This window comes from Kitasatospora sp. NEAU-CNBT7, assembly GCF_057220535.1.
This window is the reverse complement of record NZ_JBXQQB010000024.1, coordinates 124,049-137,251: the sequence shown is the minus strand read 5'-3', so window position 1 is coordinate 137,251 and position 13,203 is coordinate 124,049. Positions and strand designations below refer to the sequence as shown.

11 protein-coding genes are annotated in these 13,203 nt (G+C 74.6%); 2 read left to right on the top strand and 9 right to left on the bottom strand.

The window, feature by feature from the left end:
- Positions 1-64 precede the first annotated feature (64 nt).
- Positions 65-910 carry a sulfurtransferase gene (locus AC2TEW_RS27085; RefSeq protein WP_484625977.1) on the bottom strand — a complete coding sequence of 282 codons (846 nt, stop codon included), beginning with the start codon at positions 908-910 and terminating at the stop codon, positions 65-67.
- A gap of 189 nt (positions 911-1,099) precedes the next feature.
- On the opposite strand from AC2TEW_RS27085, the gene AC2TEW_RS27080 reads away from it, so the two are divergent.
- Positions 1,100-1,879 carry a VOC family protein gene (locus tag AC2TEW_RS27080; RefSeq protein ID WP_484625976.1) on the top strand — a complete coding sequence of 260 codons (780 nt, stop codon included), beginning with the start codon at positions 1,100-1,102 and terminating at the stop codon, positions 1,877-1,879.
- Positions 1,880-1,913: 34 nt separating this feature from the next.
- On the opposite strand, the gene AC2TEW_RS27075 is transcribed toward AC2TEW_RS27080, so the two are convergent.
- From AC2TEW_RS27075 to AC2TEW_RS27060, 4 genes are all read right to left on the bottom strand, one after another.
- Entirely contained in the window at positions 1,914-2,570 is a 657-nt protein-coding gene (locus AC2TEW_RS27075) for a thymidine kinase (protein WP_033824456.1), read from the bottom strand.
- A gap of 34 nt (positions 2,571-2,604) precedes the next feature.
- Positions 2,605-3,768, bottom strand: a complete 1,164-nt coding sequence (locus AC2TEW_RS27070; RefSeq protein WP_484625975.1) for an alkaline phosphatase family protein — start codon at positions 3,766-3,768, stop codon at positions 2,605-2,607.
- Positions 3,769-3,780: 12 nt separating this feature from the next.
- Positions 3,781-4,371 carry a DUF5998 family protein gene (locus AC2TEW_RS27065; RefSeq protein WP_033824454.1) on the bottom strand — a complete coding sequence of 197 codons (591 nt, stop codon included), beginning with the start codon at positions 4,369-4,371 and terminating at the stop codon, positions 3,781-3,783.
- A gap of 96 nt (positions 4,372-4,467) precedes the next feature.
- On the bottom strand, positions 4,468-7,254 hold the full coding sequence (locus AC2TEW_RS27060; protein WP_484625974.1) for a bifunctional acetate--CoA ligase family protein/GNAT family N-acetyltransferase: 2,787 nt from the start codon (positions 7,252-7,254) through the stop codon (positions 4,468-4,470).
- A gap of 196 nt (positions 7,255-7,450) precedes the next feature.
- Between AC2TEW_RS27060 and AC2TEW_RS27055 the strand changes: the two genes are divergently transcribed.
- The gene (locus AC2TEW_RS27055; protein WP_484625973.1) at positions 7,451-7,729 is read left to right on the top strand and encodes an HPr family phosphocarrier protein; all 279 of its coding nucleotides are present in this window, start codon (positions 7,451-7,453) and stop codon (positions 7,727-7,729) included.
- Between the two features lie 79 nt (positions 7,730-7,808).
- Here the strand turns inward: AC2TEW_RS27055 and AC2TEW_RS27050 are convergent, their stop codons facing one another.
- The 4 genes from AC2TEW_RS27050 to AC2TEW_RS27035 all read right to left on the bottom strand — a co-directional run bounded on the left by AC2TEW_RS27050 (position 7,809) and on the right by AC2TEW_RS27035 (position 13,106).
- The gene (locus AC2TEW_RS27050; RefSeq protein ID WP_484625972.1) at positions 7,809-8,729 is read right to left on the bottom strand and encodes a glutaminase; all 921 of its coding nucleotides are present in this window, start codon (positions 8,727-8,729) and stop codon (positions 7,809-7,811) included.
- 90 nt (positions 8,730-8,819) lie between these two features.
- Positions 8,820-10,013, bottom strand: a complete 1,194-nt coding sequence (locus tag AC2TEW_RS27045) for an RtcB family protein (protein WP_484625971.1) — start codon at positions 10,011-10,013, stop codon at positions 8,820-8,822.
- A 352-nt stretch (positions 10,014-10,365) separates the two neighbouring features.
- Complete coding sequence (locus AC2TEW_RS27040; protein WP_484625982.1) at positions 10,366-11,733, bottom strand: M16 family metallopeptidase; 1,368 nt, start codon at positions 11,731-11,733, stop codon at positions 10,366-10,368.
- Between the two features lie 20 nt (positions 11,734-11,753).
- Positions 11,754-13,106 (bottom strand): M16 family metallopeptidase, encoded by a 1,353-nt coding sequence (locus AC2TEW_RS27035; RefSeq protein WP_484625970.1) that lies wholly within the window; start codon positions 13,104-13,106, stop codon positions 11,754-11,756.
- Positions 13,107-13,203 lie beyond the last annotated feature (97 nt).

Below are 13,203 nucleotides of genomic sequence, written 5' to 3'. Positions count from 1 at the left end.
CCCCGGTCGGGGACCGCACCGCCCTGTCGCACGTTCAGGGGCCGACGGGTCCGGGGCCGACGGGTCAGGGCCGGGCGCCGGTGGCGGCCGGCCGGGCCGGGTCACCCGACCACTCGCTCCACGACCCCGGGTACAGGGCCGCCCCCGGGCGCCCCGCGATCTCCAGCGCGAGCAGCTCGTGGGCGGCGGTCACGCCGGAGCCGCAGTACACCCCGGTCACCCGGTCCGGGACGCCCAGCGCGTCGAAGCGGGCGGCCAGTTCGGCCGCCGGGCGGAACCGGCCGTCGGCCGTCAGGTTGTCCGTGGTCGGCGCCGACACGGCGCCCGGGATGTGGCCGGCCCGCGGATCGACCGGTTCGCTCTCGCCGCGGTAGCGCTCGCCCGCCCGGGCGTCCAGCAGCAGGCCGGTCGCGGCCAGTTCGGCCGCGCCGTCGGCGTCCAGGGTGGGCAGCTGCCCGGGCACCGGCCGGAAGTCGCCGCCGGCGTCGGCCGGCCGCTCGGTGCTCTCCGGCAGCCCGGCCGCCCGCCAGGCGGCCAGCCCGCCGTCCAGCACCCGGACGTCCCCGTGCCCCGCCCAGCGCAGCAGCCACCAGGCGCGCGCGGCCGAGGTCGCCGGGCCCGCGTCGTACACCACCACCGGGCTCCCGGCCCGTACGCCGGCCCGGCGCAGCGCCCGGCCGAACACCTCCGGGTCGGGCAGCGGGTGGCGGCCGGCCGCGCCGGGCGGCGCGGCCAGTTCGCGGTCCAGGTCCAGGAAGTGCGCGCCGGGCAGGTGACCCGCGGCGTACTCCTCGGCCCCGGGCGGGCCGCCGAGCTGCCAGCGGACGTCCAGCAGGACGGGCGGACGGGCGGAGCCGAGCGCGGAGTGCAGCTCGGCCGCCTGGATCAGCGGGGTGGGCGTAGCGGTCATGCGGACATTGTGACGGCTGCGGTCAGCTCTTTGTACGGTCTTTGCCCGGCTCGCCGGGCGGTCGCGGGGCCGGCGGCCCGGCCGGGGTGGAACCATGTCGGCCTGGGAACGTCGGCCACCCGGTGAGGAGCGGCGATGACGGCGGTGGAGGTACGGCTGGCTCAGGGCACGCCCTGCTGGGTGAGCCTGATGACCACTGACCTGGCGGGCGCCACGGAGTTCTACGGCGCCCTGCTGGGCTGGGAGTTCGAGCCCGGACCGGAGCGGCTGGGCGCCTACGTGCGGGCCACCGCGAACGGCGCGAAGGTCGCCGGGCTCGGGGTCACCCCGCCGGGCACCGCGTACCCGGTGGAGTGGACCACCTACTTCGCGGTCGACAGCGCGGACCGGGTCGCCCAGCGGATCCGCGAGTGCGGCGGCACGGTGGCGGTCGGCCCGCTGACCGCGGACCGGGCCGGGCGGCTCGCCATCGCCGCGGACCTGTCGGGCGCGGTCTTCGGGATCTGGGAGGCGGCCGAGCACCTCGGGTGGGAGGCGGTCGGCGAGGCCGGCGCGCCCGCCTGGAGCGAGCTGGCCACCGCCGACGACGAGGGTGCGGCCGGGTTCTACCGGGCGGTGCTGGGACGGGCGCTGCCGGGACGGGCGCTGGCGGGACGGGCGCTGGCGGGCCGGACGGTGCCGGCCGCGGACCCGTACGGTGCGGACGACAGCGCCCGGCTGCCGGCCTGCGGGCAGCCGGCGGCCGGGATCCGGCACAGCACCGACGCGGGAGGCGGGCCGTCGCGGTGGCGGGTGCACTTCACCGTCGCGGACACCGATCTGACGGTGCACCGGGCGCTGGACCTCGGCGGGTCGCTGCAGATCGGGCCGTACGACACGCCGTCCGGGCGGGTGGCGCGGCTGGCCGATCCGCAGGGCGGCCGGTTCTCGGTGGTGCGGCCCGCCGGGGCGGCGACCGGCCGGCCCTGACCGTCGCCCGGCCGGGGCGGCCGGGGCACCCGGCTCAGCGCGAGTGCTCCTCGAAGGGCAGCACGTCCGGGGAGAGCACGGCGGCGCGGGCGGTGGCCGCGGTGAGCCGGCGGCGGTGGTGGCGGCGGCACAGCACCTCGTAGCCGATCTCGTCCTCGTTCACGGCGACGTCGCCGATCACCACCTGGGCGCCCTCGACCACCATCACCCCGCCGACCGTGCGGGCGTTGTGGGTGGCCCGGGCGCCGCACCAGCACAGCGCCTCGACCTGCAGCACCTCGACCCGGTCGGCGAGTTCGATCAGCCGCTGCGAGCCGGGGAACAGCCGGGTGCGGAAGTCGGTGGTGATGCCGAAGGTGTAGACGTCGATGCCGAGTTCGTCGACCACCCGGGCGAGCTGGTCGATCTGCTCGGCGGAGAAGAACTGGGCCTCGTCGCAGATCAGGTAGTCCACCTTGCCGCCGGCCGACAGCAGGTGCACCACGTGCGCCTGGAAGTCGAACGCGTCGGCCACCTCGACCGCGTCGGCGCGCAGGCCGAGCCGGCTGGAGATGGTCGCGGCGCCGGCCCGGTCGTGGCGGGTGAAGATGATGCCCTTGCGTCCGCGCGCGGCGTGGTTGTGGTCCATCTGCAGCGCGAGCGTCGACTTGCCGCAGTCCATCGTGCCCGAGAAGAACACCAGTTCAGCCATGGGTGGAGCGAAGGCCTTTCAGAGAGGTCGCCGGTCAGGCGCGGACTTCGAGCAGCGGCACCAGCTGCTCGACCGGGGTCATCGAGCCGTGCAGGCCGATCATCGAGGACTCGCCGGGCTCCTTCCGGGAGGCGATCACCGCGATGTCGTCCCGGGCGGCCGCCACCACGTCGCCGATCCGGTGGTAGACCCGCTCGTCCACCACGGGGCCGAACCAGCCCGCGGCTATCGCCTGGTCCCGGGTGGCGACCCACATCCGGTCGCCCAGCACCTCGCTCCAGACGGTGAACACGTCGGCGGCCGCCCCCGGCACCGCGTACACGTGCCGGGCCCGGCCCTCGCCGCCGAGCAGGGCGACGCCCGCGCTCAGCTCCCAGTCGTCGTCGAAGTCGATCCGGTCCTCCGGAGCGATGTCGATCATGCCGTGGTCGGCGGTGACGTACAGCGCGGAGCGCGGCGGCAGCTGCTCGGCCAGCCGGCGGGCCAGCCGGTCGACGGTGTTGAGCATCATCCGCCACTCGTCGGAGTCGACCCCGAAGCGGTGCCCGGCCCCGTCCAGCTCGCTGACGTAGGTGTACACCAGCGCCCGGTCGTGGGCGGCCAGCCAGCGGGCCGCCTCGTCCATCCGCTCCTCGCCGGTGGTCCGGCCGAGGAAGGAGCCGCCCGACAGCGCCACCCGGGTCAGCGGGGTCTGCGCGAACAGCGGGGAGGAGATCTGACTGGTCGCCACCCCGGCCCGGTGGACCTGCTCGAACACGGTCGGGTACGGCTGCCAGCCGGCCGGGTCCACCGGCGGCTGCCAGCGCAGCTGGTTCATCAGGTACCCGGCACCCGGCACCGCCACCGTGTACCCGGCCAGGCCGTGCAGGCCGGGCGGGGTGCCGGTGCCGACCGAGGCCAGCGAGGTCGCCGTGGTGGACGGGAACCCCGCGGTGATCGGGTTGGCCCCGGCCATCAGGGAGGTCAGGAACGGCGCGTACTCCGGGTGGCGGCGGATCAGCTCCCAGCCCATCCCGTCGACCAGGAACACGCAGACCCGGTCGGCCGGTTCCAGCACCAGACCGCTGCGGAAGCCGTCCACGCCGAGCCCGGCCGCCACCGCCGGCAGCAGGTCGGCCAGCGAACCGCTGCCGTACGCGGGCACGGGGGCGTCGGACGGGTCGAGGATCTCGAAGGAGTCGTAGTCGAGGTAGGGCATGCGCAGGCGGCCTCAGCCCCGGTCGGCGACGGTCGCCTCGGACAGCGCCCGGGCGAACACCAGCGCCTGGGCGACCGTCTCCGGACCGTCCCCCGCCTCGCTGACCCGCAGCGACAGGTCGTCGGCGGTGGCCGAACCGGTGTAGCCGTGGTCGGCCTCGCAGTTCGGGTCCGAGCAGCCGGCCGGCTCCAGGTCGAGGCGCTGCACCGCACCCCAGCCGATGGTCAGCACGACCTCCCGCGGCAGCGTGCCGGGGGTGTACGTCTCGGGGTTGGCGACCATGCGGCTGACCACCACCGAGTTGATCCGGTCCAGCCGGACCGTCTCGGTCGAGGTGGTGGCGTACGGCACCGGGTTGCCCGCGTCGCCGTTCTGCTCGTCGGTGTGGCTCACCACGAAGCGTGACGAGGTCAGCACCAGCACGGTGACGTGCCGGCGCACCTCGTTGGCGTCGAAGGTGGTCTCCTGGTGCACCAGGTAGGAGCTGATCGGCTCGGGGCCCACCGCGGACTCGACCGCCTCGGACACCAGCGCCGGGTAGTAGCCGCTGCGCTCGATCGCGGACCGCAGGTCCTGCGTGGTGGTGGTACCGGTCTTGGCCATAACTCCATCCTGGCATGTCCCGCCGACGAAGCGGGCGGCACTGCGCCGAGCTTCCGGGCCTTGGGCACCCCGTCTCAGAGGCGCAACCACGAAAGGTTACAGGGTGCTCATGGCGCGCGGCCCCAGATCGGTCCGGACCGGCAGGGGCGCGATCCGCACCCGCGCGCCCAGCACCGCCAGCCCGCGCGGGGCCACCACCACCGGTTCGAGGTCGACCGAGGCCACCTCCGGCAGGTCGTCCACCAGCCGCGACACCCGCAGCAGCAGTTCCTCCAGCGCCCCGGTGTCGACCGGCGCGGCCCCCCGCCAGCCGAACAGCAGCGGCGCGGCCCGCACCTCGCGGATCAGTTCGGCGGCGTCCCGGTCGGTGGCCGGCACCAGCCGGTGCGCCAGGTCGCCGAGCAGTTCGGAGGGTGCGCCGGCCAGCCCGAACGACAGGATGGCGCCGACCGCCGGGTCCACCGTGGCGCCGATCACGGTGTCCACCCCGCGCGGCGCGAGCCGCTGCACCACCAGCCGGGCCCGGCCGGCGCCGCCGAGCAGACCGTCCAGCTCGCGGTGGGCCCGGCGCAGCTCGCTCTCGCCGGTCAGGTCCAGCCGGACGCTGCCCAGGTCGGGGCGGTGCCGCAGGTGCTCGGCGGTGGCTTTCAGGGCGACCGGGTAGCCGAGCGCGGCCGCGGCGCGCACCGCGCTCTCCTCGTCCGGGGCCGGGACCGCCAGGCTGACCTCGATCCCGTAGCGCGCGAGCAGGCTCAGCGCGTCGGCCTCGGGGAGGGTGACCCGGGCGCCGCCGGGCTGGGTGCGGGCGGCCACCGCGGCCGGGGTGCTCAGGGCCGCCTCGACCAGCTCCCGGGCGCCGGCCTCGTCGATGCCGTCCAGTTCGGGCACCCGGGCGGTCTGCTCGGCCTCGGCGGTCCGGCGGCGCCAGTCGGCGTACGAGACGGCGTCGGCGAGCGCGTGCACGGCCCGTTCCGGGGCCGGGTAGGCGGGGATCCGGCCGGGCCGCAGGCGCTCCGCGAGGCCGGTCAGCGCGAGGTGGGTGAGCAGCAGCGGCTTGCCGAGCTCGCGGCCGAGGACGGCGGCGTCCAGCAGCGCCGCGGCGATCTCCGGGTCGTCGGTGCGCAGCTCCTGGTCGGGGCCGGGGCCCTGGACGCCGATCGGCGGGATGGCGACCGCGATCACCGCGTCCACGCCGGGGTCGCGCAGCGCGGTGTGCAGGGCGATCCGGAAGTTCTCGCCGGTGGCGGCGGTGGTCAGGTCGACCGGGGTGCGCGGGCGCAGCCCGGCGGTGAGGCAGGCGTCGTGGGTGAGCAGGCCGAGCGAGTCGGAGTTGCCGACCACCGCGACCCGGTCGCCGGCCGGCAGCGGCTGTCCGGCGAGCAGCTCGCCGGTGTCGAACAGTTCGGTGATGGTGTCCACCCGGACCACCCCGGCCTGCTGGAACAGGGCGTCCACGGTGGCGTCGCGCAGCCGTCCGGCGGCGGGCTGGACGGCGTGGCCGGGCGGCAGGCTGCCGGTGTGCCGGGCGCCCTTGAGGACCACCACGGGCTTGGCGGCGGCCAGCCGGCGGGCGATCCGGGTGAACTTGCGGGGGTTGCCGAAGGACTCCAGGTACAGCAGCAGGACCTCGGTGGCCTCGTCCTCCTCGCCGTACTGCAGCCAGTCGTTGCCGGAGACGTCCGCGCGGTTGCCGACCGAGGCGAAGGAGGAGACGCCGAGGCCGCGGCGGTGGGCGGCCTCCAGCAGGGCGACGCCGATCGCGCCGGACTGGCAGAACAGGCCGAACGGGCCGCGTTCGGGCAGCACCGGGGCGAGCGAGGCGTTCAGCGGGCGCTCGGGGTCGGTGTTGATCAGGCCGAACGCGTTCGGGCCGACCACCCGCATCCCGGCGGCCCTGGCCTGGCGGACCAGGGCCCGCTGCCGGTCCCGTCCCTCCGGCCCGGTCTCGGCGTACCCGGCGGTGACCACCACCAGGCCCTGCACGCCGTGCGCCCCGCACTCGGCGACGGCGGCGGCCACGCCCGGCTCGGGGACGGCGATCACGGCGAGGTCGACCGCGTCGCGGATCTCGCGCAGCGAACGGTGGCTGGGCACCCCTTCCAGGTCGGTGCCGGGCGGCGCGCTGCGGTTGACCGCGTAGACCGGGCCGTGGAACCCGGCCAGGTCGCGCAGCAGCGAACGGCCGACCGAGGCCGGGTTGCGGGAGACCCCGACCACCGCGACCGAGCGCGGGGTGAGCAGCCGCTGCACCGAGCGGGCCTCGGCGCGGTGCTCGCGGGCGCGCATCACGGCCAGCGAGGCCGCGGTGGGCTCCAGGTCGAACTCCAGGTGCACCACGCCGTCGGCGATGCTGCGGTGCTGGGTGTAGCCGGCGTCGGTGAAGACCTTCACCATCTTGCGGTTCTCGGGCAGCACCTCGGCGGTGAAGCGGCGGATGCCGCGCTCCTGGGCGACGGCCGCGATGTGCTCCAGCAGGGCGGAGGCGACGCCGCGGCCCTGGTGGGCGTCCTGCACCAGGAAGGCCACCTCGGCGTCGGTGCCGGTGGTGGAGGGGCGGCCGTCGGCGTCGATCCGGTCGTAGCGGACGGTGGCGATGAAGCGGTCGCGGACCACCACGGCGAGGCCGACCCGGTTGACGTAGTCGTGGTGGGTGAAGCGGCGGACGTCCTTGTCGGACAGCCGCGGGTAGGGCGCGAAGAAGCGGAAGTACTTGGACTGGTCGGAGACCTGTTCGTAGAACTCCACCAGGCGCTCGGCGTCGGCCTCGGTGATCGGCCGGATCCTGGCCGTCCCGCCGTCGCGCAGCAGTACGTCGGCCTCCCAGTGCCGGGGATAGCCGTGCTCGTCGCCCCGGTGCGGGGGGCGGGCCGCGGAGTCGTCCACGGTGGTCAGGTTATCCGGCGGCGGGCCGGATGGCGCCGGCCGTGCGGCGGGGCGGGCCGGCGGCGCGGGCGGCCGCGGGGGCGGAGGTGCGTGGCGGGGCGCGCCGCCGGGGGCCGGGCATGCAACACTGGTCTAGACAACCTTGCTGTCTCAGCACGCACCAGCGCGTACCAGCACCACCTGAAAGGCACGTCTCATGGCCGAGCGCCGCGTCACCATCGGTTGGGCCGAGGGCCTGCACGCCCGTCCCGCCTCCGTCTTCGTCCGCGCCGTGACCTCCACCGGCCTGCCGATGACCATCGCCAAGGAAGGCGGCAGCCCCGTCAACGCCGGCTCGATGCTCGGCCTGCTCGGCCTCGGCGCCCAGGGCGGCGACACCGTGGTGCTCGCCTCGGACGCGGACGGCGCCGACGCGGCGCTGGACCGGGTCGCCAAGCTGGTCCAGGAGGGCCTCGACGAGCTGCCCGCCGCCTGACCGGCCGCTCCCGCACCACGCCGAAGGGGTGCCCCGCGCAGTGCGGGGCACCCCTTCGGCGTGCCGGTGCGGAGGGTGCCTAGAACACCGACCAGCCGGTCGCGGTCGTCAGCGCGTCCAGCGCAGCCACCCCCAGCACCGAGTTCCCGGCCGCGTCCAGCCCCGGGCTCCACACGCAGACCGAACCGCGGCCCGGCAGCACCGCCAGCACTCCCCCGCCCACCCCGCTCTTGCCCGGCAGGCCGACCCGGAACGCGAACTCGCCCGCGGCGTCGTACGTCCCGCAGGTCAGCAGCACCGCGTTGATCCGCTTCGCCTCACTACGCGTCAGCAGCCGCGAACCGTCCATCCTTATCCCGTGCCGGGCCAGGAACAGCCCCGCCATCGCCAGGTCCCGGCAGCTCGCCGTGATCGCGCAGTGCGCGTAGTAGTGGACCAGCACGCTGTCGACCGGGTTGCGCAGGTTGCCGTAGTCGGCGATGAAGTGCGCCAGCGCGGCGTTGCGGTGCCCGTGCCGGGCCTCCGAGGAGGCCACCGCGTCGTCCGTGTCCACCAGCGGGTTGCCGGACTCCGCCCGCAGGAACTCGCGGACCGCGCCCGCCGCGTCACCGGTCAGCTCCAGCAGCCGGTCCGTCACCACCAGCGCGCCCGCGTTGATGAACGGGTTGCGCGGGATCCCGTGCTCCGTCTCCAGCTGCACCAGCGAGTTGAACGGGTTCCCGGACGGCTCCCGCCCCACCCCGCGCCACAGTCCCTCGCCGCCCTCGGCCATCGCCAGCGCCAGGGTGAACAGCTTCGACACCGACTGGACGGAGAACGGCTGCTCCCAGTCCCCGGCCCCGAACACCTCGCCGTCCACCGTCGCGATCACCATCCCGAACCGGCCCGGATCGACCTCGGCCAGCGCCGGGATGTAGTCCGCGACCCGGCCCCGGGCCTCGCCCCGCAGCGCCTGGTCCATCACGTCGTGCAGCAGTCCCTGGTAGTCCACGGGGGCCATTGTGGCCGGTCGGGCGGCAGCGTCCGGTGCCGGGGCGCACGACGGGGGCCCGGGCGCGGCGAACCGCACCCGGGCCCCGGCCCGTGCCCCTCAGCCCTTCACGCAGACGACCTGCTTCAGCTGGGCGACCACCTCGACCAGGTCCTTCTGCTGGGCGATGACCCGCTCGATCGGCTTGTACGCACCCGGGATCTCGTCGACCACGCCGGAGTCCTTGCGGCACTCCACGCCCTTGGTCTGCTCGGCCAGGTCGCGCGCGGTGAAGCGCTTCTTCGCCGCCGTCCGGCTCATCTTGCGGCCGGCGCCGTGCGAGGCCGAGTTGAACGAGGCCGGGTTGCCGAGACCGCGGACGATGTACGAGCCGGTGCCCATCGAGCCCGGGATGATCCCGTAGTCGCCCGAGCCGGCCCGGATCGCGCCCTTGCGGGTGACCAGCAGGTCCACCCCGTCGTACCGCTCCTCCGCCACGTAGTTGTGGTGGCAGCTGATCACCTCGTCGAAGGCCACCTTCGCCCTCGGGAACTCGCGCCGCACGACGTCCTGGAACAGCGCCATCATCATGGCCCGGTTGTTCTTGGCGTACTCCTGCGCCCAGAACAGGTCCTGCCGGTAGGCCGCCATCTGCGGGGTGTCCGCGATGAAGACGGCGAGGTCACGGTCGATCAGACCCTGGTTGTGCGGCAGCGAACGGGCCACCGTCATGTGGTGCTCCGCCAGCTCCTTGCCGATGTTGCGGGAACCGGAGTGCAGCATCAGCCAGACCGCGTCGGTCGTGTCGACACAGACCTCGACGAAGTGGTTGCCACCGCCGAGGCTTCCCATCTGCTGGGCCGCCCGCTCGCGCTTCCACTTCACCTCGGGCGCGATCGCGTCGAACCGGCTCCAGAAGTCGTCCCAGCCGCCGGTCGCGAAACCGTGCAGCTTGCCCGGGTCGACCGGGTCGGCGTGCAGGCCGCGGCCGACCGGGATGGCCGCCTCGATCTTGGAGCGCAGCCGGGACAGGTCGTCCGGCAGGTCCTTCGCGGTGAGCGAGGTCTTGACGGCGGTCATCCCGCAGCCGATGTCGACGCCGACCGCGGCCGGGCAGACCGCCCCCTTCATCGCGATCACGGAGCCGACCGTCGCGCCCTTGCCCAGGTGGACGTCGGGCATCACGGCGAGGCCGTGCAGCCAGGGCAGCGTGCTGATGTTGCGCAGCTGGTCCATGGCCTGGCTCTCGACGGTGGCCGGGTCGGTCCACATCCGGATCGGGACGCGGACGCCGGGTACCTCGGTGTACGACATGGTGGTACGACCTCCCAGGGTCGACTGGTTCAAGGGTAGGAGAATCGCCGCGCGAGATGTCCCGGCGTGGCTCGGGGAAGTTCGGGTGGTGCCGCGCTCAGACCGACAGCGGCCGGGCGGACGGACGTCGGAAGGCCGGTCGTCGTGGGGAGCGTTGAGAGGTGGGCTCGACCCGCATGGTGACCGCCTCCTTCCGTGATGTCGTCGCAGCGCCTGCGGGAGCCATCTACCCACAGCGCGGGTCGCCGTCGCAACGCAAATTCGCCACCGCGGCGCGGCGCACCGGGCGCCGGACGTGCGAGGGCCCGGCGGAGCGGCTGCTCCGCCGGGCCCGTCGGCCGCTGACCGCAGGTCAGTTGGCGATCACGGTGACGTCGCCGATGCCGAGTTCCTTGACCGGGTCGGCGATCACCGAGGCGTCGCCCACCAGGACGGTGACCAGGCGGTCCGGCGGGAACGCGGCGACCACGGCGTCGGTGGCGGCCGCGGTGCCGAGTTCGGCGAGCTCCCGGTAGACCTGGGCCTGGTAGCCGTCGGGCAGGTTCTGCTCGACCTGGTCGGCCAGGGTGGCGGCGACCGAGCCGGCCGTCTCGAACTTCAGCGGGGCGACGCCGACCAGGAACTGCACGGCCTCCTCGCGCTCGGCGTCGGTGAGGCCCTCGGCGGCGAGCTTGCGCAGGATCGTCCAGGTGTCGGCGAGGGCCGGCGCGGTGGAGGCGGTGTCGACGGAGCCGCTGATCGCCAGCATCGCGCGGCCGGAGCCGTCGGCGGGCGAGCGCAGCGGCTGGGCGAAGGCCCGCACGCCGTAGGTGTAGCCCTTCTCCTCGCGCAGGACGCGGTCCAGCCGGGAGGTGAGGGTGCCGCCGAGGCAGTAGGTGCCGAGGATCTGCGCGGCCCAGGCCGGGTCGTGGCGGTCCGGTCCGATCCGGCCGATCAGCAGCTGGGTCTGGACCGAGCCGGGGCGGTCGACGATGACCACCCGGCCGGCGTCGTCGGCGGTGACCGGGGCGTGCGCGGTGGTGGCGGCCGGGGCGGCGCTCCAGCGGCCGAGGGTCTCCTCCAGCAGCGGCAGCAGGTCGATGCCGGTGAGGTCGCCGACGACCACGGCGGTGGCGGTGGACGGCCGCAGATGGGCGTCGTAGAAGGCCTTGACGGCCGCCCGGTCGATGGCCCGTACGGTGTCGGCGGTGCCGGCCCGGGGGCGGGAGAGCCGGTCGGCGGCGTCGAACAGCGTCGCGTACAGCGCCTTGGCGGAGCGGCGGGCCGGGTTGGCCTGCTCGTGGACGATCTCGTCGAGGCGGTTGGCGACCAGGCGCTCGATCTCGTCGGCGGGCAGCGCGGGGGCGCGCAGCGCGTCGCCGAGCAGGGTGAGGCCGCGCTCCAGCCGGGAGGCGGGGACCTCCAGGGAGACCCGCAGGCCGGCGTGGTCGGCGTGGGCGTCCAGGGTGGCGCCGGCCCGCTCCAGCTCGCCGGCGTACTCCTCGGCGCTGAGGGTGTCGGTGCCCTCGCTGAGGGCCCGGGCGAGGATGTTGGCGACGCCTTCCTGGGCGGCCGGCTCGGCGGCGAGCGGGGCGTCGAGGATCAGGTCGACGGCGACCAGCTGCTGGCCGGGGCGGTGGCAGTGCAGCACCGTGACGCCGTTGGCGAGCGCACCCCGCTCCGGGGCCGGGAAGGCCCACGGGGTGGGCGTGCCGGGCTGCGGCTGCGGGTGGAAGGTCATGGCGGGGGTGGGGTCGGTGCTCATGCCGCCGTCTCCTCGGTGGTGTGGTCGCCGGTCGGGTCGTGGTCGGCGCTGTCGTCCGCGGTGGTGGGCTCGTACACCAGGACGGCGCGGTTCTCGGGGTGGAGGCGGGCGGCGGCGACGGCCCGGACCTCCTCCGCGGTGACGTCGAGGACCTTGGTGAGGGCGGTGTTGACCAGCTTCGGGTCGCCGAACAGCACGGCGAACCGGCAGAGTTCGTCGGCGCGGCCGGCCACGGTGGTGAGGCGGTCGAGCCACTCGCGTTCGATCTGGGCCTGGGCGCGCTCGAGTTCGGCGGCGGTCGGGCCCTCGGCGGCGAACCGGGCGAGCTCCTCGTCGGCGGCGGAGCGGATCTGCTCGATGGTGGCGTCGCCGGAGGTCTTCACGTCCAGCCAGCCGAGCGAGGGCGCGCCGGCCAGCCGCAGCAGGCCGAAGCTGGCGGCGACGGCGGTGCGGTCGTGCCGGACCAGGCGGTTGTAGAGGCGGCTGGACTCGCCGGAACCGAGGATGGTGAGCGCCAGGTCGGCGGCGTCGGCCTCGCGGGTGCCGTCGTGCGGGAGCCGGTAGGCGGCCATCAGCGCACGGGACGGGACGTCCTCGTGGACGGTCTCGGCGATCTCGCGGCCGATGGTGTCGGGGAGGGTGCCGTCGCGCGGCGGCTGCTTGCCGTCGTGGGCGGGGATGGTGCCGAAGTACTTCTCCACCCAGGCGATGGTCTGCTCGGGGTCGAGGTCGCCGACGATGGACAGCACCGCGTTGTTGGGCGCGTAGTAGGTCCGGAAGAACGCGCGGGCGTCCTCCAGGGTGGCCGCGTCCAGGTCGGCCATCGAGCCGATCGGGGTGTGGTGGTACGGGTGGCCGTCCGGGAAGGAGAGCGCGGTGAGCTTCTCGAAGGCGGTGCCGTAGGGCACGTTGTCGTAGCGCTGGCGGCGTTCGTTCTTGACGACGTCGCGCTGGTTCTCCATCGAGGCGTCGTCGAGCGCGGCGAGCAGCGAGCCCATCCGGTCGGCCTCCAGCCAGAGCGCGAGCTCCAGCTGGTGGGCCGGCATGGTCTCGAAGTAGTTGGTGCGTTCGAAGCTGGTGGTGCCGTTGAGCGAGCCGCCGGCGCCCTGGACCAGTTCGAAGTGGCCGTTGTTGGAGACGTTGGCGGAGCCCTGGAACATCAGGTGCTCGAACAGGTGGGCCAGACCGGTCCGGCCCTTGACCTCGTGCCGGGAGCCGACGTCGTACCAGAGGCAGACGGCGGTGACCGGGGTGAGGTGGTCCTCGGAGAGCACCACCCGCAGGCCGTTGGCCAGGCGGTGTTCGGTGATGGCGAGGCCTCGGGCGGAGGCGGGAGCCGGGTTGGCCATGCGGTTCCGGTCCTTTCGGGAAGCGGGAGTCGTCCGTGGAGGCGGGAGGCTTCCCGTCTTCGGTCTGGTCGGGGGGCGGATCGCGTTCCCCCATTGT